Source organism: Staphylococcus lugdunensis, from assembly GCF_001558775.1.
Classification (GTDB): domain Bacteria; phylum Bacillota; class Bacilli; order Staphylococcales; family Staphylococcaceae; genus Staphylococcus; species Staphylococcus lugdunensis.
Genome location: NZ_CP014022.1, coordinates 602,509 through 627,374 on the forward strand (window position 1 = coordinate 602,509; position 24,866 = coordinate 627,374).

The window sequence follows — 24,866 nt, forward strand, 5'->3', positions numbered from 1 at the left end:
TTACACTTCCTCCTTATATTTAACATCGCCTGCTACCATTGTTAACACAGGGTTCCCGTATACTTTATACCCTATAAATGGTGTGTTATCAGCTTTAGACAAGAAATCTTCTCCTCTGATTTCTCGCTCTTCATCAAGGTTGATGATTGTTAAGTCAGCAAAACTTCCTTCTTCTAATCGTCCGTATGGCAAATCAAAAGTTTGAGCTGGTTTAATAGTTAAATAATCAACTAATTGTTGTAATGACCAATCCCCATTTTTAACAAAATGTGTGTAAAGTAATGGAAAAGCTGTTTCACTACCAACGATACCAAATGGCGCTTTCGTCATTGGTTGTGCTTTTTCTTCTTTTGCATGAGGCGCATGATCTGTTGCAATACAATCAATTGTACCGTCTAACAATCCTTCTAATAACGCCTCTCTATCTTCTTTACTTCTTAAAGGAGGATTCATTTTAAAAATCGCATTATCTCCAGGTACATCATCTTCTGTTAATAGCAAATGATGTGGTGTTACTTCTGCAGTTACATGAATGCCCGCTGCTTTAGCATCACGAATGGCTCTAACGCTTTCTTTTGTTGAGACATGACAAACGTGATAATGGCAATGAGCTGCTTCAGCTAATAGCACATCTCTCGCAATTTGAACGGCTTCACAAATATTGGGTATACCTGGTATGCCTAGTTCTTCACTCCGCTTACCTTGATGCATTGCACCACCGTATATTAAGCTATTATCTTCACAATGTGCAACAACCGCTTTATTAACTTTGGCAGCGGCCTGCATTGCTTCGTACATCATTGCAGATTCTTGAACACCTACCCCGTCATCAGTAAAAGCAAATGCACCATCTTGAGCTAACGCTTCAAAATCAACATGTTCTTTACCTGCTTGTCTCACTGTAATAGCAGCATAAGGTAAGACTCTAACTTGTGCAGTTTCTTTAATTAATTGTTTTAAATTATCAAAATGCGTCACTGAATCAGGCACTGGACGCGTATTGGGCATAGGACATACTGTTGTAAATCCACCGCGTGCGGCTGCCTTAGTTCCTGTTTCAATTGTCTCTTTATGTTCTCCACCCGGTTCTCTCAAATGAACATGAACGTCTACAAATCCTGGTGCTACAAATAGTCCATGAGCATCTATCACTTCAACGTTATCATCTATGTTAATCGTGTCATTGATTTCTTTAATGTATTGTCCATCGATTAAAATTGACTTTTGTTTAAGTTCGCCATTATCTAAGATTTGTGCATTTTTAATTAATTTCATTAGTGATTCTCCTTTTCCTTTAAAAGTTCATTAATGACTGCCATGCGTAAGTACATACCATTTTCCATTTGCTTAAAAATACGAGATTTAGGTGCTTCAACCAAAGATGTATCGATTTCAACACCACGATTTACTGGTGCCGGATGCATAATAATCGCACTATCTTTTAATCGTTCATATCTTGACTTTGTCAAACCAAATTGTTCATGATAATGCTGCGCTTCAAAAGATGTTTGTGACGCTGCTTCATGACGTTCATGTTGCACACGGAGCAACATCACGATATCTACTTCTTCAATCACATCATCGATATCAACATATGGTGCTGATAATGTATCATCAATCCATTGTTGTGGACTTGAGAAACAGACATGTGCACCTAGTTTAGTCAAACTATCATAATTGCTACGTGCAACTCTCGAGTTCTTAACATCACCACAGATGAGTATGTTTAAACCAGCAAAATCTTTAAATTCTTCGTAAATGGTCATAATGTCTAATAAACTTTGAGTTGGATGTTGACCACTACCATCTCCTGCATTAGCTATTGGGATATTAATATCTGCAAGTTCTTTGTAATAAGCATTCTGCGGATGTCTGATAACTAATAAATCTACCCCTATATGCTCTAATGTCTTACATGTATCATATAAAGATTCACCTTTTTGAACTGATGAAGTTGCTGTTTCAAAGTTAACTAGTGATAAACCTAACTTTTGTTCTGCTACTTCAAAACTACATTTCGTGCGTGTTGAATTCTCGAAGAATAAATTAGCAACAAACTGTTGTTGATGCGCCTTATCAGGATAATGTCCAGCTTTATATTGACTCGCAGTTTCAATTAAATGATAAATTTCTTCAATACTTAATTCTTCCATAGACAGTAGATGCTTCATCATTCATCCTCCTTATACATTCATTATTTTATTTGCTGTGCTTTTTCTTTTGGTAAAATCAAATTAAGTATAATTCCAGATAAAGCGGCTAAAGCCATACCTTCTAATTGAAGATTGATGCCAATGTCCTTTAAATTAATCACTAAGTTTCCTATACCCACAACTAAGACAACAGAAGCAATCACAAGATTACGATTATCCGCGAAATTAACATTGCTCTCAACTAACATGCGTAAACCACTTGCAGCAATAATTCCGAATAATAGAATGGACACACCGCCCATAACTGGTGTCGGTATAGATGAAACTAAGGCCGTGAATTTACCTATAAATGCTAAAACAATTGCGATGACAGCTGCACCACCTATAACATAAATGCTATATATTTTCGTAATAGCTAGTACACCAATATTTTCACCATAGGTTGTACTTGGTGGTCCACCAATAATACTTGCAAACATAGTCGAAATACCATCACCAATAATTGATCGATGCAAACCTGGATCTTCGAAAAAGTTCTTCCCTACAATCTTATTTATTACTAATTGATGGCCAATATGTTCACTTACAGTTACAAAGACAACTGGTATTAAAACCAAGATAAGCCCTAAATGAATAGACGGCTCATAATCTCTAAACGGTAAATAGATATGAGGCACATCTAACCATTTAGCTTTAGCTATAGGTGCAAAATGTACAAGCCCCATAAATATTGCAACGATATATCCAACAATAATACCGCATAATACTGGAATTAATGATAAGAAACCTTTAAAGAAACCTTGAACAACAATCGTAACTAGCAAAGTGATAAGTGCTACGACTAAATAGCTCAAGCTATAACCTTTCATATGTGCTGAATCTTGATAAACAGCCATATTCACTGCAGTCGGCGCTAAACTTAAACCGATAACCATAATTACTGGTCCTACAACTACAGGCGGTAAAAGATGCATTAACCACCCTGTTCCACTTATTTTAATTAAAATACCAATGATAATGTACATCACACCACTCATAAATAATGCGACAAGCATATCACCTAAACTATGTGTACTTAATCCAGTAATAATTGGCGTAATAAACGCAAAACTAGATCCAAGATATGCTGGAATCTTAGCCTGTGTAATCAATATGTATAATAATGTCCCAATACCAGAAGCTAACAAGGCTGCTGATATAGGAAGTCCAGTCAAATAAGGAACCAATACTGTTGAGCCAAACATTGCAAATAAATGTTGCAAACTTAACAGTCCCCACTGAGCCGGTCTAGGCTTATCCTTTACATCTAACACGGGTTTAACCGTGCGTTCAAACATTTGTTCATTCTCCATATTTGTTCTTCCTTTCTTATAAAAAAAGCTCTTTACATTAATTAATGTAAAGAGACTAAAAATCAAATTTATAGCACATTCTTACTCAAGTCGTGCTCAAATGATTAAAATGAAGTATGGTATTATACACAATCGGTAACGGTTAAATCTACTTTGCAAGTAAATACAGAAATACTTATCAAGGTTAACTTCTGATATTGTTGCGCTGCTTTCATTAATACAATCGGATTTTTGTGTATATTCATTTACTTCACCTTTTCCAGTCTCTCGTACTGCTTTAAAAGGCGGCTATGATATAACGACTGCCGTACGCGAATCTTTTTCTGCTAAAAATACTGAAACTGATTCGTTTTTGGAAGTCGGTATGTTTTTTCCAACAAAATCTGCGCGAATTGGCAATTCTCTATGTCCTCTATCGACAAGTGCAGCTAAGCCAATTTTGATTGGCCTTGAATGTTTAAGTATCGCATCAAGTGAAGCTCTAACAGTCCTACCCGTATATAGAACATCATCAATGATAATAACTACTTTACCAGTAATATCAACATCGATATCATAAGCAAGTTGCGAAGACGTTTGCTCAGTCAGTTCAATATCATCTCTAAATGATGTAACATCAATTGTTCCAGTAGGCACGAGTTGTTGCTCAATTTTTAATATACGTTCTTGAATGCGTTGTGCTAAAAATTCTCCACGCGTTTTGATGCCTAAAAGCACTAAATTGTCAGTGCCTTTATTATATTCTAAGATTTCATGTGCTATTCTTGTCACTGTACGTTGAACAGCTGCTTCATCCATAATAATACGTTCTGACACATTAACACCTCTTTTAAGAATTACAACACAAAAACCTCATGTCTTACAAGACATGAGGTTATCTATACAAAAGGTGTACAATATTTCTCAAGCAACTATAGTGAAATAGGCTATTTAAAATCGACAAATACACCATACATATATTAAACGTTATCATGCCTTTGAAGTCTCTCTGGACGTTCAATTAAAGACGTTGTTGGTTTTAAACTGTCCTTAGTTTACCGTTATTTTAGTAGCTTGTCAATCATGTTTTAATGCTACAGTTATCTCATTTTAAACCTCAAAGAAATGGTCACATCATACGCTACGCATCTCTCTTGCGAATGTCTTCAAGCAACTGTTCAAATGCATCAGGAAGTACTGCTTGACGTTCAATATACTCCCCAGTTACCGGATGTTCAAAGCCAATTAAACCAGCATGCAAGGCTTGACCACCGATATCTAAAGTTTTTTTCGGGCCATATTTAGGATCTCCCACCAAAGGATAACCTATATACTTCATGTGTACTCGAATTTGATGTGTTCGGCCAGTTTCTAATTGACATTCTATCAACGTATAGTCCTTAAAGTGTTCTAATACATTGAAATGTGTCACAGCATCCTTTCCGTCATCTACAACATCCATAGACTGACGATCTTTTTTATTACGCCCAATCGGAGCATCAACTGTACCATAGTCATGAGGAATATTACCATGAACTAACGCAGTATATTTACGTTTAACCGATTTAGCTACAAGCTGATCAACTAGACTACGATGCGCAATATCATTTTTAGCAACCATTAACAATCCCGATGTGTCCTTATCAATTCGATGTACAATGCCGGGTCTGATTTCACCATTGATGCCCGATAAATCTTTGATTTGATACATCAAACCATTGACTAACGTACCGCTATAGTGACCTGGAGAAGGATGAACCACCATGCCTTTAGGTTTATATACAATAGCAACATCTTTATCTTCGTAGTAAATATCTAAATTTAAATTTTCTGGTTGAATATCTGCATCAACCACTTCCTTTTCGGTAATGACAATAGAATCATGTAACTTAACCTTATAATTTGCTTTAATTGCTTTCCCATTCACGATTACTAATTCATGTTTTATCCAATCCTGAATTTGACTTCTGGACCAGTCATGATTATAGTCAGACAGCAACTTATCTATGCGTTGTCCTGTGTGTCTAGTATCTGTAATTTCTATACTATGCATTGTCATTAAATTAACCTCCCTATTCTTTTTTAGTGTCTTTAAGTAAAGCGATTATGATGAGTAACACACCTATAGTTAAGCTAGAATCCGCAACATTAAATATTGGAAAGTCATATCCAAAAATATTGGTGTCAATAAAATCTACAACTTCTCCATTAACGATACGATCTATAAAATTCCCTAATGCACCCGCAAAGAGTAGACTAATTGCTATTTGCATAAATAAATGATATTGTGCTTCTTTAATAAAAAAGAGGACAAGGATGGCTAAAATGATAATTGTTATAATATAGAAAAATACCATCTTCCCACTCAATATACCCCAAGCTGCACCATTATTGCGGTGTGATGTAATATTTAAAAATCCAGGAATTACCTCATATGAATCTCCAATAGACATTGATTTTACAATAAGCCATTTCGTTAATTGATCAAATATAACTAACGCTAATACAACCAATGTTGAAATGCCAACATAGAATTTCTTTTGCATCTATGTTCCTCCATTCGATACTTGTTTCTTTACAACACACTTCATTATAGCTTACTCAACCATATAAAAAAAGAGAGAGTGACATTCAGTCAGAGACCTGCCACGCTCATCATACTTTATAAAATAAAGTGCAATGAATTCATGTTGTATATTCTTCTAAATGATTTAGCCTTTAATGCAAACAAAACCAAACATTTACTTTCATTAGCGAAACCTTTCATCATATCTTTATTTTCTATGACGACAACTATTGCTAGTAATATCATTAAAATGCTGGCGACAATTAGGATGATTTCTTTGTTCGTATCATGATTCTACTTTTATAAAATTAAAGCGAAATTGTAAACCATCTGGTCCTTTTAACCAAAGATGTGTCGTTTCTGGATAATAAAAATCAATCAATGCTAAACCATAAGTGTGTTCATTATCAACGCGCTTAACTCTAGATATCCAATGATTGAGTGCGATGTGATGGTGATAATACTGTGAAGCTAAAAAAAGAGACATCTTATCCAATTGGGCGCTTTTCTTTAAACCAAAGTAGGCTTTATAATATTGTTCAACTTCAGATAATCGCGTTGTTTTTAGATGGATATTGCCGATTTTTGTATCTTTAGGTATACCCTGCCAGCCAACTTCTGTCGTGTAACTCAGTAATTTAGGAATATTCATAGCTTTAATATGCATTGAATGCAGATGCGTGCGATATAGCCAATCTTCAAGAGGATAATCAACATAAAATTTTAACATGTTGCCTTCTGGATCTTCGACAAAGAGTGATGTTGACGTACTTTGCTCCCCGCCATTCATCGGAATATCAAAATCACTAAATTGAACCATAAGATTTGCTAAATCGCTATTATGCGGCAATAATATCCCTATGTAAAATAACCCTGCCTCAGTTAGTTGAGGTTCACGTCCAGATGATATCTCTTGTAAGGTAAGGATATGATGAGATAAGCCTACATCATACTGCACACAATTAATAGAAGCAGTTACTACTTGAAATCCAATAACATCCTCATAAAAAGGCCGTAAAGCTGCTAAATTTTTTACATTTAATGTTATGCCATTAACAAAATGAGCTTCTGCTGAGTGAAACATAGGTCACGCTCCATTTTTATTGAATCTAAAATATATACGATATATTTTACCTTTACAGTTTAAGTGTACATATTTAAAATTATTTTGGCTGTTTCCTACATTATATTATGAAACCTACAATGGGATATCAAGCATAAACTTAAATTTCAAATTTAACACGATGACATTGAAAGAAAAAAAGCAGCAGTGAAAATTAAAATCTGTGTAGACTTAATTAATCACTACTGCTTTTTATATAAGTTATTTACTGTTATATCAGTGTTATTTTATAATTTATTACTATTTAGTTATTGTGAAAACAATCCGTCTATGCCAAAGTTTTTACTTTTAAATCTAAATATTTTCAATTATCACAGCGTTATACTTCTATCATCTTTAAACTAACGTTTTTACAACTTCTTGACAACGTGGACAAAGATGATCTAATTCACCTACAGAACCTAAATGTTCGCTATAATTCCAACATCTTTCACATTTATCGCCTTGTGCATGTTCAATACGGATATCTCCATGCTGATATGTTATACCATTATCAACTGAATCAACAACTTCAACTTGAGACACAATAAACAATTGATGCAAATCAGCAAATTGTGCTAAGAAGTCAGTAACATTGTAGTTATCATTGTTTCCAATAATGACTTTCGCTTCTAATGATTTTCCAATGACTTTATCATTACGTGCCGCTTCTAATGCACGATTAACGTCATCACGTAAATACATAAATTGATTCCATTTATCAAGAAGCGCACGATCGACGTCAACGACTTCAGGCATATCAGCTAAATGTACACTTTCTTCTTTAACATGTGGCGTATGTGACCAAACTTCTTCGGCGGTATGCACTAAGATTGGTGCTAATAATTTAGTCATATCCACTAAAATTTGATATAACACCGTTTGCATACTACGACGTTTATGTGAATTTTTCTCTTCGATATAAAGAATATCTTTACCATAATCTAAGTAAAAGTTACTTAGTTCAACATTGATGAAGTTTTGAACTTCTTGATAAATATTTAAATAATCGAAGTTATCATAGTGATGGATAGTACTTGCTGTAAATTCTCTTAAACGATTTAAGAGGTAGCGATCAACTTCAAGTAAATCTGATTCTAATACTGCATCTGTATCTGGATTAAAATCATTCACGTTACCTAACATAAATCTTAATGTATTTCTAATTTTACGATAAACATCAGATGTTTGTTTCAAGATTTCATCGGAGATACGTACATCAGCTAAATAGTCCGTACTACTCACCCATAAACGTGCAATGTCAGCACCTTTTTGTTTTACAACTTGGTCTGGAACAATAACGTTACCAAGTGATTTACTCATTTTCTTACCTTCTCCGTCCATAACGAAACCATGAGATAATAAGAATTTATATGGCGCTTGACCTCTCGTAGCTACTGCTGTAGTGATTGAAGAGTTAAACCAACCACGATATTGGTCACTACCTTCAAAGTATAAGTCCGCAGGGAAACTGAGTTCTGGACGGTTTTCTAATACACCTCTATGAGATGAACCTGAATCAAACCAGACATCCATGATATCCGTTTCTTTCGTGAATTCACCGTTAGGACTACCAGGATGCGTAAATCCTTCAGGTAAGAGTTCCTTAGCTTCACGTTCAAACCAAACATTTGAGCCATATTGTTCAAATAAATCAGCAACATGATTAACTGTTTCTTTAGTCATAATAATATCGCCATTTTCCGCATAAAATACTGGTAAAGGTACACCCCAAACACGTTGACGTGAGATGACCCATTCACCACGGTCACGAATCATATTATAAATACGCGTTTTACCCCAGTTAACTTTAAATTCAGTTTCTTCTATAGCATCTAAAATATCTTGTCTTACTTTATTGATTGATGCGAACCACTGAGGTGTTGCTCGGAAAATAACTGGTTTTTTTGTACGCCAGTCATGTGGATAACTATGTGTAATAAAGCTTAATTTTAATAATGCATCTTTTTCAGTTAATAAATCAGTAACTGCTTTATTAGCTTTGTCATAAAACATACCTTCAAATTGACCGCCTTCTTCTGTGAAGACACCTTTATCGTTTAGCGGACTAATAACTGGCAAGCCGTATTTTTGTCCTACGATATAGTCATCTTCACCGTGTCCAGGAGCGGTATGAACACAACCTGTACCTGCATCTGTTGTAACATGGTTACCATTGATAACTAATGAGACACGGTCTAAGAACGGATGTTGTGCTTCGACATATTCTAGTTCTTTACCCATAAACTCTTTCTCTAATTTGATGTGATTTTTATCCCAGTCTAATGCTTCAGCAACTTCGTCAGCTAATGCTTCGGCAATAATATATTTTTTGCCATTCACATTATACTGACCATATTTAAGTTCTGGATGAACTGTAATAGCAACGTTTGATGGAATTGTCCAAGGTGTAGTTGTCCAAATAATGAATTGTGCATCTTCATCAACAACGCCTTTTGAATCTTTGACATCAAATGCAACATAAATAGATGCTGAGCGTTTATCATGATATTCAATTTCTGCTTCAGCAAGTGATGATTCACTTGATGGTGACCAGTAGACTGGCTTTTTACCTTTATAGATTAGGCCTTTGTCAGCCATTTCACCGAATAGGCGAATTTGAGCTGCTTCGTATTCTGGTTTTAAAGTGATATAAGGATTATTGAAATCCCCACGAACCCCTAAACTTTTAAAATCTTTCTTTTGTAATTCTACTTGCTCAAGCGCAAATTCTTTACATTTTTCTCTGAATTCGGCAATTGACATTTTTTTGCGGTCTACACCTTTTTTAGTCAATGCTTGTTCTATAGGTAAGCCATGCGTGTCCCATCCTGGCACGAAAGGTGCATAATACCCTTGCATTGTTTTATATCGGACAATAAAATCTTTAATAATTTTATTTAAAGCATGTCCCATATGAAGATTACCATTTGCATATGGCGGACCATCATGAAGTATATATGTTTGATTACCTTTATTTTTAGCTAAAGCTTTTTGATATTGATTGTCAGCGTCCCATTTTTCTTGTATTTGAGGCTCTTTTTTCGGTAAACCTCCTCGCATTGGAAAATCTGTTTTAGGCATTAATAATGTTTCTTTATAATTCATACTATTACTCACTCCTTATAATTAAAAAAGAACTCTAAGTTCAATTAATAGGGACGGAAAATGCCGCGGTACCACCCTGCTTAACTCAACTTAGAGCTCTCTCTTGTCATAATTCTTTTTTTATTAAATCAGTGATATAAGAAGTCATCGTTTGTCAGGCTTCCACCAACTCCTGACTCGCTTTAAAACGTGATATCCTTCTTACGTGTCTGACTTAAATATTATTCATTATTTAGGTGATGACTGATCAGTGTTATCTTGCGTTGTTTCATCTTCTGCTGATTGAGATGTATGATCTGGTTGCTGCTGTTCAGCTTTAAGTTGTCGTTCTTCTGCTGTTAAATCTTGATCATTTAAATGTTGCACGTTCTCTCGTGTAATTTGTTCAGCATCTAAATCATAGTTTAATAAGTAGTCCCAATCATCATTTTTTAATAAATCAAGCTGCGCCTCAACTAACATGCGGAAGCGTGATCTAAACACTTTAGATTGACGTTTCATATCTTCAGTTTGGAATGATAAGCGACGTGCCTTTTCGATAGCATCGTTAACAATTTGATCTGCTTTCGCTTGTGCTTGTGCCAACGTTGCTTCAGCTTGCTTTTCAGCTGCTGCTTTCGTTTGTTCACCTGCTTGTTGCGCTTGAACAAGTGCATCACTTACAGATTGATGAACACTTTGATAAGACTTAATATTAGTATCGCGCTCTTCTATCACTTTTTCAAGTTGTTTTTTATCTTCTTTAAGTCTTTCAATTTCATTGCTTAATTGTTTTAAATAATCACTCACTTCTTCAGGTTCAAGACCATTTTTTACACGAGTGAATTCTTTATTTATAATTTCATTAGGTGTAAAAGGCATGCTATATCCTCCTTCGATTTACACTATTTAAATAATGTTTGATACGTAATGTAGTATTTATCCTTTTTAGTTCTACCACCGATTTCCAACAATTGTGCACGCCCATAGCCTTGAATAGATAATAAGTCATTAGGCTCCAGCTGAAAATCCGATGCTTCAACAATTGTATGATTCACCTTGACGCGTTTTTTCTCAATCAATTGTTTCGCAATTGACCTTGATTTATGAATCATATCTTTTAATACAACGTCTAAGCGCATTGCGCTGACTGTAGTATGTTGAATTTTCCAATTCTCTTCTGATTGTATCATATCTTGTAATGGAATAGAATTAAGTTTTACTGTTGCGCCTTTAATTCGAGTTAATTCCATCATGATATACGATTCTAACTGTCTTGTCAAAACAAATTGAATACGTTGCGCAACATGTATATCTCCTACTTGCTCTCGTTCAATACCTAAAGACATTAATGTTCCCAGCACATGTTGATGTTGCAACGTAACAAATTTTTCCGGATAGTCAATCTCTAAACAACATAACTCAAAGTCTTCAACACGCGGTTCATAATATGACGGGGCAATGATAGCTCGCTGTCTTTCTGCATAAAGCCCACCATTAAATGCGACTTGTATATCTTCATAACTTCCCACTATCACTGATAGTATATATTGTCCTCTTGGATCTAGAAAATTTGTTAATACCGGGGCATATTGTTGTGCTGCCTGATCGCATTTGTCAATTAATCGATCTATAAGCTCATGTTCTTCAGGGCGAAAATGCTGATAAATATCGATGATAAGTCCTCCTAAACGTACCAATAAAGTTCGATAACGTAATAAAACGAGGTTAAGTAGATTGTACTTCCCTCGTTTAACCGCAACTAATGCGTAGCTACATAAATAAGAATTGCTCTAAATATACTATCTAGTCCCCATTGGAATAAAATAAGTACAAAGAGTGCTACTAAAGATGAAATATCTATCATACCAAGAGGTGGAATGATTTTTCTGAAAGGTTCTAAATACGGTTCATAAATACTACTCAAAAAGCGGCCTACGACCGACTCACGTATATTAGGAACCCATGAAGTAAAGAAATAAATAATCATACCAAAATAATAAACAGTAACTAAAAATGATATGAAGTTAAATATCGTTGCTAACAAGCTAATGCTCATATTTAATCTCCTTATTCGTACGGTTGTTCCATATTTTCAATATGGTCTGTAATACTACCAGCCACTTCAACATTGTCCGGTGTGCATAAGAAGATATCTGTGCCCACGCGTTGGATATCGCCGCCAATAGCATAAACTGTTCCACTTAAAAAGTCTATAATACGTTTAGCTGATACTTTATCGATTCTTTGTAAATTAACTAATGTTGCGCGTCGATTTTTTAATTCGTCTGCAATATCTTGTGTATCAGAAAAGACACGTGGTTCAAATAAACACATTTTAGAACTTTCTTGTGACGAATAGTCTGATGATTGATCCATAGTAACGACGTTTTTAGAGCCTGATTTTGATAGTGTGTTCATTCGATAATTCCTTTCTTCATTATTTTGATTTCTTGAAGATCTTCTATTAGGTACTGATCTTAGTTCGCTTTGATTAGCTGAGAAATTCGAATTTGACTGTGTTGCTTGTGGTGTACGTGATTGTGCTGGTTTTTGTGATTCTTTTTCACGATATTGTTCTGGTTCTTCGACAACTTCTTCTTCGTCAGTAAACTCGAAGAAATTATTAAATAAATCTTTAATTGCCACTGATGGCTCACTCCTATTCTCCTACCAATTTAGTTCCAATTCTTATATATGTTGCGCCTTCTTCAACTGCTACAGGGTAATCATTACTCATTCCCATAGATAATTCCGTACACGGTGCATAAGTTAATTGTCGTTGTTGTATGTCATCCCGTTTTAATCTTAATTTCTTAAATAATTCTTGAATATATTGTGTATCATCTGTAAATGGTGCCATTGTCATCAAGCCTACAATTTTAATATTCTCATAAGCTTTAATATCATCTATAAACTTGTCCACTTCATTTAAATGGATTCCATGTTTAGACGCTTCACCTGAAACATTAACTTGTAAAAAACAAGAAATAGTATGGTTCGCACGTTTGTTGATTTCTTTAGCCAAACTCATTCGATCTAGCGCATGGAAATAATCAACTTCATTGATGACATCTTTAACTTTCCTAGATTGCAATGAACCAATAAAATGCATAACAGCATCTTCTGGTAATGCAGCTTTCTTTTCTAAAAATCCTTCTAAGCGATTTTCACCAAAATGTCTCAAACCTGCATCGTATGCTTCTTTAGCTCGCTCTATTGTAACATATTTTGTAACTGCTATCACATTGATATGGCTATCTATTGTGCTTTTTTTCTTATGACTTTCAATTTCTTGTTGAATATGTGCTAAATTGGATTTCACATCCATATCTATTCATCGCCTTCCTTACTTGCGTCCGATAAAAGCTAACATTCTACCTGTATGCCCTTCTTCAAGTCGATATGAGAAAAAGAGATTTAAATCTTCAGACGTTGCATATTGTGTAATATAAATATTATTTTGAGGTACTCCCATAGATTGTAATAGTAATGCATTGGCTTTTTTCAAGTCAATGCCATGACGATTCGTTCCTCGTGTCTCAATATAACATTGACTATCAATCGGCAGCGTTTCAAACTTTTCTTTAATTTCATCATTGATTTCATAAGAATTAGACGTTGCAGGTCCTATAACAACTTGCAAGTCAGATAACGGAAATTTAATTTGATTTATCATTTCAATAACGATTTGACCATATGTTCCTCTCCAACCAGCATGCGCTAAACCTACAAAGTCATGAGATTCACTATAAAAGTATATCGGTACACAATCCGCATAACACATCGTCAACAGTACATTTGAGTCATAAGTATATAGGCCATCAATACCATTTAGCTTGTGACTAAGCGCATCGATATTTGTACCTTGGTCTCGTACGGTAACCTCAGCCACTTTGTTCTCGTGTGTTTGTATTGGAAATACCCAATGCGCTCTAGGGAAATCAATAGCTGCTGCTAATAGCTGCTGGTGCTTAGTCACATGTTCTGGCGCATCATCAATATAACGAGCCATATTAAATGCTCGTTCTGGATAAGGGCTGCTACCGCCTTCTCTTGTAGTAAAACCTAACGTTACATGTTCAAGTTTGTCATCTTCATATCGCAATAGATGTGGTTCTTTTTTAAATCTATCTTTCATATCAAGCACCTCAATTTAACCGTCTTCTTCGCAGTTATAAGCAACGTATACATTACAATTATATACTAAAATTACAGTGATTTTAAGATTAAAATAAAAAGTCATCAGACCGCTATGACCCGATGACTTTTTATGAATTTTGTATTTTTCTTTAGATTAACGTCTTGTTCTTCTAGAACGTCTTTCTTCTCTATTTCTAATAAAGCTAGGAATGTCATCATCCTTAGTCGTTTGCGTACGCTCTGCTGAAGCTTCAGTGTTACGTGAAGAATGATTCGCCTTGAAAGAAGGCTCTTCTTTAGTTGTATTTGCTGTTCCAGGTGCACTTGAAGATGGCGCGCTTGAACCAAAGCCAGTGTTTGCTTTACGTCCTTGTGTTGACGGTTTATCTTCGAAACCTGTTGCAATAACTGTGACAACAATTTCATCTTGTAATTCTGGATTAATAACTGTACCGAAAATCATATTAACATCTTCGTCAGCAGCATCTTGAACAATATCTGCAGCTTCTTGTGCTTCGAATAATGATAATGATTCGCCACCAGTAATATTCATTAACACACCTTGAGCACCAACAATAGATGTTTCAAGTAATGGTGATGAAATTGCTTTTTTAGCAGCTTCAACAGCTCTATTTTCACCTGATGACACACCAATTCCCATTAATGCAGAGCCTTGGTTAGACATGATTGTTTTAACATCAGCAAAGTCTAAGTTAACTTCACCAGATACAGCGATTAAGTCAGAAATACCTTGTACACCTTGACGTAATACATTGTCTGCTTCTTTAAATGCTTCCATCATAGGTGTAGATTTATCTACGATATCTAATAAGCGATCGTTTGGAATAACGATTAATGTATCAACAGCTGCTTTCATTGCTTCAACACCAGCTGCTGCTTGAGTTGAACGCTTACGTCCTTCAAAGCCGAATGGACGAGTAACAACACCAACTGTTAATGCACCCATTTCTTTAGCTATTTTCGCTACAACTGGCGCAGCACCTGTACCAGTTCCGCCACCCATACCAGCAGTAACAAATACCATGTCTGCACCTTGAATGGCATCTTCAATTTGTTCACGAGATTCTTCAGCAGCTTTTTTCCCAATTTCAGGGTTTGCGCCAGCACCTAAACCACGTGTTAATTTTTCACCAATTTGAATTTTAGCTTCAGCTTTTGATAAGTTTAAAGCTTGTCCATCTGTATTAATAGCAATGAATTCCACATTGTTCATACCATGGTCAATCATACGATTTACCGCGTTATTTCCGCCGCCACCTACACCGATGACTTTTAGTGTCGCTAAATGATTAAATCCTTGTTCAAATTCTAACATTTAATTTTCCTCCTAGTTTTTATGGCCAATCATTCAAATAGAGATTTCATAAGTTTTTTAAATTTACTTTCTTCTTTATCAGATTTATCGTGCCCATCATGATGTTCTTCTTCAGAATTTTGATCTGTTGTATGGTCATCGTAATTTTCATGGTATTCTGGCTCATCTTTATTTTGTGTAGAATCATTTTTATTTGATTTACCTTTGAACCAGTTAAAACCAATTGATCTAGAAGTATTTTCTTTTTCTTCAGAAGCGATGACTTCTTCTTCAAATTCCTCATTATCTTGATAATTTATTGTAACATAATCTAATAATTCATCAAAAGTGATACTGCTAGAAATTGTAGAAATTGCAGATGTAAATTCAGGTTTTCTTATACCCATTTGTGATGGTGTATGTATTCTGATTTTTTCAGTTACTAATATAGTTAGTAAATCTTTCACACCTAATAAATTAGATGATCCACCTGTAACAACAAATCCGCCATTCACTCGTGTCAATTCTAAATTAATTAGAATATCAAATACGCAATTGAAAATGTCTTCCATTGTTGCTTGAATAATGTGACTTAAATCTTTTTGAGAATATTCTACCGTTTCTTCACTATCAACTTGATCTACAGTAAATACATCTTGATCTGAAGCGCTTTCTGCATAAGCATGTCCATATTGTTGCTTAATCTTTTCAGCCGTTTCATATGAAGTATTGAATGCTTCTGCAATATCACTGGTTATATCTCTACCAGCAAGTTTAATTGAAGCAGCATCAAGTAATTCACCACGTTCATAGAAAGCTACCTGTGTTAAATCTTCACCAATATCAATAACACATGTGCCTAGTTCCTTTTCCATTGCGGATAAAATGAAACCGTAATTATAAGCATCAGAATAAACATCTAATACATCTACGCCACATGCTTCAACACATTTGATCATATTGATTAAAATTGATTTTTCAATTGCAATCACGCCTGCTTCAACTTTAAGAGAATGTCTTGCAATAATTTCTTTAGGATCTGAAACTTCGTTATTCCCGTCTAAGATAAATTTACTAGGAAATACGTTAATAATTTCCGTACCAGGGACATCATTTTTATCCCGAATACCATCTAAAACACTTTCAATGTGTGTGCCATTAATCTCAGTATCTTCATAAAATTCAATTTCATTAGTTTCATCGAACACTTCTGTTGAAACGATTGGCAATTTTAAAAACACTTCTTTAATATCTACACCAGAAGCAATAGAAGCCTTTTTGAGCGTATCTTTAATCGCTTGTTTCGCAATGTCAAAATCGTCAATCAGACCGTTTTTAATACCATTTGTGTAGGTTTGTCCTGTACCTATCACATTTATACCATTGTGAAATTTTTCGCCTACTATTATTTTTACGCTTGATGAACCAATATCTACACTAACGTAGTAATGTTCCTCCATAGATAGGCACCTCCTGACAAATTACTATTAAAATGCACTATGTTTAGTTTACAATACGTCGTTACACTTGTGAACTATAAAGACATAATATATCGGAATTTTTTAATTATTTTTTTTAGATTGTTCGTTTATTTTGTTAAGTACACTTTGTAATTCACTTTTTGCCTCATTTTCTTGCTGAGAGTTTTTTGTCACATCTTGTTCAGTTTGTGATTGTTGTGCTTCTTGATTTTTGTAAGGTATGAACGATGCTCCTACTGATAAATCAATGTATCCATCTGTTGTTAAGTTACCTGATTGATCACGTGACAACGATTGAGACATTTGTGGGTAGTACTTCATTTTATCTGCTATCGTTTTAATATTGCCGATCACTTGCATATCATCTTTCGTATACAATTTAATTCGATTTTGCTTATTCTTTTGTGGTTCGTATGTTACTTCAGCAATCATACTTCTAATTTTAGGAGACATTTCCGCTAAGGCGTGAACAATTTCTTGTTTTTTATCACCTTTAAAACCTTCAATGATAGGTCCTCGGTCTGTTAATTGCCCTTTATAGTTTTTTAATTCCGTATTCCCTTCTAATATTGGAATATAATCATCCTTATCTTTAATCATACCTACAACTTGATTTTCTTCTATTGTAACAGATAATGTATTCGGTAAATGTTTCTGTATATCAACATGTTTTATCAAAGGATTGTCTTTTAATTTGGCCTTAGCCTTGCTATTACTAAATGTATACATTCTTTCGCCACTATTCGCATTTAATTGCTTATTTATTTCTGATGTTGATACATTATGATTACCTTTAATTGTTACATTTGCTATGCGACTAATTGGCGTAAACATATACAACAGAAAAAGTATGATGATAAGGATCAGCGCTGTTATAACAATGTATTGGATTGTCTTTTGACGTTTTCTACGCTGTCGTCTTTTTTGTTCTCTTAGTTCTTCAGGTGTAAGTGGCGGCGGTTTCTCAATATCTTCATTATCTTCTGTCACATCGCCGTCATCAGTATTATGTTGGATTGCTGTATCATCTTGTGCTGTACTGGATAAGTCTTCTTCAGATGGTTCATTTTGTTGATCATGCAGATTGTTTTCTAAAGCACTGTTGTTTATTTCATCTTCTGTGTTTTGGATTTCCTCATTATTTTCATGTTGTGTAGCCATGTTGATGTCATTTGAAGAATCATGATTGTCTATGTTTGATTGTGTGTTATCTTCTTGCTCCGTTGAAGTATCGAAGTTGTCTTTATCGCTAAATAAGCGGTTTCGTCTGCGCTTTGTACTAGATTTACGGCGCTGTCGTTCAAAATCGTTGGCATTGATATGTCTTATTTTACTATCTGATTTTTGTTCATCCATGTTTATTCACACCCTTTAATATGATGGTAAGTGTGCTTTAAAACTTTCAATAAATTTATCCCCTCGTTCTTCAAAGGTTTGATATTGATCCCAACTTGCACAAGCCGGAGAGAGTAATACGACATCATTTGGTTCTATCACATCTTGTACTTTATCGACTGCATCTGTAACATCTGTGGCTTTAATTACATATTTACCTTGACTCGTTCCTAATTTAACAAATTTCTCTTGTGTTTCGCCAAACACAACCATTACTCTGACATGTTTCATATAAGGAATTAGTTCATCAAAATCGTTACCTCTATCTAACCCACCACATAACCAAATGATAGGTTGGTTAAATGAATTAAGCGCGAATTGTGTTGCTAGTGTATTAGTAGCCTTTGAGTCATTGTAATATTTATTAGTTCGATTTGTACCAATATACTGCAGTCTATGTTCAATGCCTGAGAATGTAGTCAAACTATCAATGATAGCTTTAACAGGAACACCTGCCAATAATGATGCTAAGACTGCCGCCAAAATATTTTCCAAATTATGTTCACCAGGTAACACTAAATCATCAATATTTATAATTCGCACGCCTTTATAAATAATAAAGTTATCTTTAATATAAATGCCATCTACTTCTTGTTGTGTAGAAAAATAAAGTGTCTTAGCTTTTAATTGTTCTGATTCAATCAAATGGCGTTGGTGATAATTACAAATAAGATAATCATCTGCTGTTTGATTTTTATATATTTGCTTTTTAGCATTTTGATAATTTTCAAGTGTACCGTGATAGTCTAAATGCGCCGAATAAATATTTGTAATAATAGCGATGTGTGGACGATACTTATCTATGCCTAGCAATTGGAATGAAGACAATTCTGTAATTAAATATTCATCTGGGTGTGTATCTTGAGCGACTTTTGATGCAACATAACCAATGTTACCAGATAAGCGTCCAGTCAACCTGCTCTTGCTAAACATATCACCTATAAGTGAAGTTGTCGTTGTTTTACCATTTGTACCAGTCACCGCGATAATGGGCGCTTCAGAAACTAGATAGCTTAATTCAACTTCAGTTACGATTTTCAAACCACGTTTTTGCGCTTCGATTAAAATAGGTAAATGATATGGAATTCCTGGATTTTTAACTATCATCGGGCTTTTATCTAATAATGACAGTGGATGTCCACCGCCAACGACTGTAACACCCATTGTTTCCAAGTCTTTTGCATGTGGATCTTGAGATAAATCTTTGCCATCATTAACAGTGACAATAGCTCCAAGTTTAGTCAACAATTTTGCTGCCTCATATCCACTTTTAGCTAAACCAAGAACAAGAACATCTTTATCTTCTAAACCTGTATAATTCTGCATGTTAATGCACTCCAATCCATAAGCCTATAAGTCCTGTAACCAAGCCAACAGTCCAAAAAACAGTAACGACTTTCCATTCGTTCCAACCACACAATTCAAAATGATGATGAATCGGACTCATCTTGAAAATACGCTTTCTAGTTAATTTATAAGAAGCTACTTGTAAAATAACTGATAATGTTTCAGCCACAAATACAAATCCAACAAACAGTAATGATAATTCTGCATTTAACATAATCGACAAGGTAGCAAATATACCACCAAGCGCTAAGCTGCCCGTATCCCCCATGAAGACTTTTGCGGGATTAAGATTAAATGGTAAGAAACCTAGTAATGCAAAAATCATGATAACACAAAATGTCCCTATGGCTGGAGAATCTAAGATAAAGCTCATAATCGCGTACATTGTGAATCCAATAATAGACAATCCAGTTGCTAAACCATCTAAGCCATCTGTTAAGTTAACTGCATTGGAAAAACCAACTTGCCAGAAGACAATGAAAATCACGTAGAAAATGGATAAAGGAATGTCCACTTCTGTAAAAGGTATGTGAATCGCAGTTGAAAAATGAATTAAATGGAATACATAACTTAATACAAAAAATATAACTGCAATACCTATTTGAGCCAAAAATTTCTGTTTGCTTGTTAAACCTTGATTGTTTTTCTTTACCACAATGATGTAATCATCAATAAAACCAATCAAACCGAAACCAATTGTTACAAATAATAACAAAATGATTGGATTGGATTTGTCGACGAAGAATACAGCAATGAGCGAAGTTATTATAATGCTAATTAAAAATGTCAATCCACCCATTGTTGGCGTTCCTGTCTTTTTCATATGACTCTCTGGACCCTCTTCTCGTATACTTTGTCCAAATTTCATTCTCTTTAAAGTTGGAATAAGTACAGGTACTAATACGAATGTGATAAGTAGCGCAATAATCGCAAATAAAAAAAGCATAATTTTCTCCTTTTTAACTAAGATACAAAATTTTATACACATCATTTTCACTTTATTATTTTAACAATATGACTAACACTTCACATCATTATTTAGATGTATTTTATGTTGCCATGTGATAAGTAATATTTCATCATTACTCAATGATTTAGCCAGATAATCACGAGGAGAAGAAGCTGACAAACATTGTTATTCTGAAAATTGTTCTACAATTTACTTATAGAACAGGCATAGGGGCTTCTAGCTCCTCCATATCTAGCTGCGCAGTTAAACATAAAGCGCAAAACTGTGTGATACGTGTTTATATCTTAATTTACAAATTAAATTTTTAGTTAACTCACATCATTAATTGAAGCAAGCTAATCTTCACTGTCTTTAGCTGCATTGTCTTGTTGATCTTTTGAATCCTCTTTTGACTCTTTTGACTTAGATGTATCTTTTTTATCTTGCTTTTGGTTATCGGTTGAATCATTCTTATCCGATGAAGTAGCTTGCTCTTCTGATTGACTGCCATCAGCATCTTTTGCTGAAAGCGTAAGCTCAATTTTATCGCTTTTTTTCAGCTTCGTGCCATTTGAAATAGATTGATCAGTAACAAAGCCGGTTCCTTTTGTGATGACTTTAATATTCGTTAAACTTTGGAATGCCAATACGTCATCTTTCGTCCAACCTTTCATATCTGGCATTGTAACATCTCCATCAGTAAGAAGAAGTACTTTACTATGTGGCAATAATTCACTTCCAGATTTGACAGATTGCGTTTTTACTTTTTGACCACTGCCAATAACGATTGGATTTAACGATTTATCTTGTAGTTTGGATTTCGCATCTTGAGTGGCATCACCCTCAACATTTGGAACTTTACTATATTTTGCTTTGTTTGTTTTGTCTTTTGAGCTGCCGACATTTAAATATTTAAGTGTGTTTTCCATAATTGGTTTAAAAGCTTTACTAACACCTAATTCATATGCTTCTTGGTCATTCTTTTGTGCAAGTTTCATGCCCGCATAAACAATGATACGTGGATTTTTCTTAGGTGCATCTCCAATAAAGCTTACAAAGTATGGGTTAGGCCCTTTAACATAACCACCGCTTTTTTCATCCGCTACTTGCGCCGTTCCCGTTTTACCTTCGATATCATAGCCTTCTACACGATAATTCTGTGCATGACTTTTTTCACTGTTAACAACTTTATCAAGTTCAGTTTCTACTTTATTGGCTGTCTCTTCAGTTATTGGCTTACCTGCATAAGATTTTTCGCCTTTATAGAAGGTTTTTTTAGAAATAGGATTGTCTACTTTATTCACAAACCATGGTTTCAACATATTTCCCTTATTAAAAAAGGCTGATTGCGCTTGAATCATTTGTACAGGAGTTACAGTCGTTGATTGTCCAAATGCTGATGTTTTTTGTTGTAATTCATTAGACCATGCAATATTACCACTTGCTTCACCATCAAACATGCCGCCAGTCGTTTTACCAAAACCAAAGCGTTCATACCAAGATTTCATCTTATCTGCACCAACTAAATCTTGCAATTGCATCATAAGTGTATTTGAAGAATAAGTAAATCCTTGTGTCATAGGTATTCTACCCCAACCAACTCTATTCCAGTCAGATATTCTTGATCCCATAATATCCATGTGACCTGATTTATACTTTTCATTTGGTTTAAATTTACCTTCTTGAATGGCAGCTGCTAACCCATAAGTCTTAAATGTAGATCCTGGTTCATAAGTGTTTTGATATAAATCATTTGCCCATTTTTTTCCAAAATCTTTACCCGTTTCAGGATTAAATGTAGGTCGTTGACTAAAAGCTAAAATCTCACCTGTTTTAGCATCCATTACAACGGCAAACAAATCTTTAGGTTGATAGCGTTCAACCATACCATCCAAGGCTTCTTCCACAAATACTTGTATATTGGAATCAATCGTTAAATGTACATCATCTCCACGTTTAGGTGAGCTTTCATGTTTCGTGTTTGGTGCAATGTACCCCCATATATCTTGTATATATGATAGTGCACCTTTTTTACCATTTAAATAACTATTAAATATCTTTTCAACACCCAGTGCACCATTCAGTTCACCCGTATCTGGATTCTTCTGTGCACGTCCAATTAAATGAGAAGCAAAATTTCCATTTGGATAGAACCGCTCTGTTTCTGGATATAGTGTAATGCCTGGTAAGTTCATTTTTTCAATTTTTTCTTTTTGTTGATACGTTAAATTTGTTCCTTTTTGACCAAACTCAACTTGAAACGCCTTTTTCTGATTTAATTTTTTCTCAATATCATCTGCCTTCATATCGATGACTTCTGCTAATTTTTTAGCAGTTTTCTTTTTATCTACGACGTGTCGAGGCTTTTTACTGTTTTCACTGGCCTTCTTATCAATCACTGCCGTTAATTTGAAACGCTCAACATCTTCAGCTAACACTTTCCCATTGCGATCATAAATTTTACCGCGTTCGGGTTGTTCTTGATTTTTAACAAGATACGTTTCATTTGCTCGTGTTAGTAAGTCTTGTCCAGAAGAATGTCCGGTCACCATGATATATGAGTATCTTAAAACCAATATAAAAAAGAGCAGTCCGAATAAACTAACAAGGAGGACTGCTCCTAATTTATTTTTTTTAATTTTAATTTTTCGCTTCGCCATCATTACGCACTACCTTTACATTATCATTCTTAAGGCTCATACCTTGTGCTTTTGCCTTATCGTAAATGCGTTCATAAGAAGAATTCTTTTTAATTTCAGATTTAAGTGCGCTGTTCTCACTTGTTTGCTTTTCAATCTTTTGATCTAAATCTGCAATCTTTCCTCGCGTATCATACGCATCCATTTTTAAAGATAGCACATAAATACTAATCAAGGCAATGACAGTAATCAATGATATGTATAAGACCTTTTCAAATCTAGTAAGTTGTACAACTACTTTTCTTTTTACAGTTTGTCTTCTTGGTTCTGCTTGTGGTTGTTGTTTAGGAATGCTTGTTTGAGAAACATCCTGATATGGTTGGTAAATTTTTTCTACAGCCATCGTCCATTACTCCTTATTTCAATATTTCTGCAACACGTAATTTGGCGCTACGTGCCCGATTGTTTTGATTTAAATCTTCTTCAGTAGCAGTGATAGGTTTCCGATTAACTCTTTTTAACTTTGGTGTGTATTCTTCTGGAATAATTGGTAAACCTCTAGGTACCTCTGGACCCTTCTCATATTCTTGGAAAATCTGTTTGCATAATCGATCTTCTAATGAATGGAAAGTAATTACTGAAATGCGTCCATTAACCTTTACAAGTTCAATTGCCTGTTCAATTGAATCTTCAAATGCTGACAATTCATCGTTGACGGCAATTCGAATGGCTTGGAACACCCTTTTAGCTGGGTGACCACCTTTTCGTCTCGCTTTGGCAGGTATCCCTTCTTTAATCACATCAACCAGTTGTAATGTCGTTTCTATAGGCTGTAATTCGCGATGTGCTTCAATGCGCCGTGCAATTTGTTTTGAAAATTTTTCTTCACCATAGCGATAGAATATTTTTACTAATGCTTCATATGACCATTCATTTACTACTTCATAAGCACTAAGCGTTTGTGTTCGATCCATACGCATATCTAATTTCGCATCATGGTGATAACTAAATCCTCTTTCCGGGACATCTAACTGTGGACTTGAAACACCCAAGTCATAGTAAATGCCATCTACTTTTTCAATATTTAGTTCTTTTAAAATGTGTGTGAGTTCTCGAAAGTTATTATGAACAAAGGTCACTTTATGTAGATGCGCTTTAAGCACTTCCTTTGCGTTATCTATTGCTGTTGTATCTTGATCAATAGCAATCAAATGACCTTCATCATTGAGCTGATTTAATAAATAAAGGGCATGTCCTGCGCCGCCTAGCGTACAATCTACGTATACACCATCAGGCTTTATATTTAAGTAATCTATGGTTTCGTTAAGCATAACGCTGACATGATGAAACACGTTTAT

General features: G+C 34.8%; 22 protein-coding genes. All 22 read right to left on the reverse strand.

From position 1 onward, the window contains the following. The 22 genes from AL499_RS02850 to rsmH all read right to left on the reverse strand — a co-directional run bounded on the left by AL499_RS02850 (window position 1) and on the right by rsmH (window position 24,839). Complete coding sequence (locus tag AL499_RS02850) at window positions 1-1,275, reverse strand: dihydroorotase (protein WP_002493090.1); 1,275 nt, start codon at window positions 1,273-1,275, stop codon at window positions 1-3. Further along, window positions 1,275-2,171 (reverse strand): aspartate carbamoyltransferase catalytic subunit, encoded by an 897-nt coding sequence (locus AL499_RS02855; protein ID WP_037540419.1) that lies wholly within the window; start codon window positions 2,169-2,171, stop codon window positions 1,275-1,277. Before AL499_RS02855 ends, AL499_RS02850 begins: the two co-directional genes overlap by 1 nt. A gap of 23 nt (window positions 2,172-2,194) precedes the next feature. Further along, window positions 2,195-3,505: a uracil-xanthine permease family protein gene (locus AL499_RS02860; protein ID WP_002459347.1), complete on the reverse strand. Its 1,311-nt coding sequence runs from the start codon at window positions 3,503-3,505 to the stop codon at window positions 2,195-2,197. A 288-nt stretch (window positions 3,506-3,793) separates the two neighbouring features. Beyond that, window positions 3,794-4,321, reverse strand: coding sequence for a bifunctional pyr operon transcriptional regulator/uracil phosphoribosyltransferase PyrR (gene pyrR, locus AL499_RS02865; protein WP_002459348.1), 528 nt, complete (start codon window positions 4,319-4,321; stop codon window positions 3,794-3,796). Window positions 4,322-4,625: 304 nt separating this feature from the next. Beyond that, window positions 4,626-5,543, reverse strand: a complete 918-nt coding sequence (locus AL499_RS02870) for an RluA family pseudouridine synthase (RefSeq protein ID WP_002493086.1) — start codon at window positions 5,541-5,543, stop codon at window positions 4,626-4,628. Between the two features lie 13 nt (window positions 5,544-5,556). Next, window positions 5,557-6,030: a signal peptidase II gene (gene lspA, locus AL499_RS02875; RefSeq protein ID WP_002459350.1), complete on the reverse strand. Its 474-nt coding sequence runs from the start codon at window positions 6,028-6,030 to the stop codon at window positions 5,557-5,559. A 306-nt stretch (window positions 6,031-6,336) separates the two neighbouring features. Further along, complete coding sequence (locus AL499_RS02880; protein ID WP_002459352.1) at window positions 6,337-7,134, reverse strand: VOC family protein; 798 nt, start codon at window positions 7,132-7,134, stop codon at window positions 6,337-6,339. Window positions 7,135-7,509: 375 nt separating this feature from the next. Beyond that, on the reverse strand, window positions 7,510-10,260 hold the full coding sequence (gene ileS, locus AL499_RS02885; RefSeq protein ID WP_002493088.1) for an isoleucine--tRNA ligase: 2,751 nt from the start codon (window positions 10,258-10,260) through the stop codon (window positions 7,510-7,512). A 228-nt stretch (window positions 10,261-10,488) separates the two neighbouring features. Beyond that, on the reverse strand, window positions 10,489-11,121 hold the full coding sequence (locus AL499_RS02890) for a DivIVA domain-containing protein (protein WP_002478327.1): 633 nt from the start codon (window positions 11,119-11,121) through the stop codon (window positions 10,489-10,491). Between the two features lie 23 nt (window positions 11,122-11,144). Further along, window positions 11,145-11,939 carry a YlmH family RNA-binding protein gene (locus tag AL499_RS02895; protein ID WP_002459355.1) on the reverse strand — a complete coding sequence of 265 codons (795 nt, stop codon included), beginning with the start codon at window positions 11,937-11,939 and terminating at the stop codon, window positions 11,145-11,147. Between the two features lie 62 nt (window positions 11,940-12,001). Further along, the gene (locus AL499_RS02900; RefSeq protein WP_002459356.1) at window positions 12,002-12,298 is read right to left on the reverse strand and encodes a YggT family protein; all 297 of its coding nucleotides are present in this window, start codon (window positions 12,296-12,298) and stop codon (window positions 12,002-12,004) included. Window positions 12,299-12,309: 11 nt separating this feature from the next. Next, window positions 12,310-12,888, reverse strand: a complete 579-nt coding sequence (locus tag AL499_RS02905; RefSeq protein WP_002493091.1) for a cell division protein SepF — start codon at window positions 12,886-12,888, stop codon at window positions 12,310-12,312. Window positions 12,889-12,901: 13 nt separating this feature from the next. Continuing rightward, the gene (locus AL499_RS02910) at window positions 12,902-13,570 is read right to left on the reverse strand and encodes a YggS family pyridoxal phosphate-dependent enzyme (protein WP_002478328.1); all 669 of its coding nucleotides are present in this window, start codon (window positions 13,568-13,570) and stop codon (window positions 12,902-12,904) included. 18 nt (window positions 13,571-13,588) lie between these two features. Then, complete coding sequence (gene pgeF, locus AL499_RS02915; RefSeq protein ID WP_002493082.1) at window positions 13,589-14,380, reverse strand: peptidoglycan editing factor PgeF; 792 nt, start codon at window positions 14,378-14,380, stop codon at window positions 13,589-13,591. Window positions 14,381-14,536: 156 nt separating this feature from the next. Beyond that, on the reverse strand, window positions 14,537-15,718 hold the full coding sequence (ftsZ, locus tag AL499_RS02920; protein ID WP_002459360.1) for a cell division protein FtsZ: 1,182 nt from the start codon (window positions 15,716-15,718) through the stop codon (window positions 14,537-14,539). Window positions 15,719-15,747: 29 nt separating this feature from the next. After that, window positions 15,748-17,157, reverse strand: a complete 1,410-nt coding sequence (ftsA, locus tag AL499_RS02925; RefSeq protein WP_002459361.1) for a cell division protein FtsA — start codon at window positions 17,155-17,157, stop codon at window positions 15,748-15,750. Window positions 17,158-17,259: 102 nt separating this feature from the next. Further along, entirely contained in the window at window positions 17,260-18,534 is a 1,275-nt protein-coding gene (locus AL499_RS02930; RefSeq protein WP_002493105.1) for a cell division protein FtsQ/DivIB, read from the reverse strand. A 15-nt stretch (window positions 18,535-18,549) separates the two neighbouring features. After that, window positions 18,550-19,899 carry a UDP-N-acetylmuramoyl-L-alanine--D-glutamate ligase gene (murD, locus tag AL499_RS02935; protein WP_002478330.1) on the reverse strand — a complete coding sequence of 450 codons (1,350 nt, stop codon included), beginning with the start codon at window positions 19,897-19,899 and terminating at the stop codon, window positions 18,550-18,552. A gap of 1 nt (window position 19,900) precedes the next feature. Then, a complete protein-coding gene (gene mraY, locus AL499_RS02940) occupies window positions 19,901-20,866 on the reverse strand; it encodes a phospho-N-acetylmuramoyl-pentapeptide-transferase (RefSeq protein ID WP_002493096.1) in 966 nt (321 codons plus the stop codon). Between the two features lie 359 nt (window positions 20,867-21,225). Next, window positions 21,226-23,529: a penicillin-binding protein gene (locus AL499_RS02945; RefSeq protein WP_037540435.1), complete on the reverse strand. Its 2,304-nt coding sequence runs from the start codon at window positions 23,527-23,529 to the stop codon at window positions 21,226-21,228. Further along, window positions 23,510-23,911, reverse strand: a complete 402-nt coding sequence (gene ftsL / locus AL499_RS02950) for a cell division protein FtsL (protein ID WP_002459366.1) — start codon at window positions 23,909-23,911, stop codon at window positions 23,510-23,512. Before ftsL ends, AL499_RS02945 begins: the two co-directional genes overlap by 20 nt. A gap of 13 nt (window positions 23,912-23,924) precedes the next feature. After that, window positions 23,925-24,839 (reverse strand): 16S rRNA (cytosine(1402)-N(4))-methyltransferase RsmH, encoded by a 915-nt coding sequence (rsmH, locus tag AL499_RS02955; protein ID WP_228865542.1) that lies wholly within the window; start codon window positions 24,837-24,839, stop codon window positions 23,925-23,927. Window positions 24,840-24,866 lie beyond the last annotated feature (27 nt).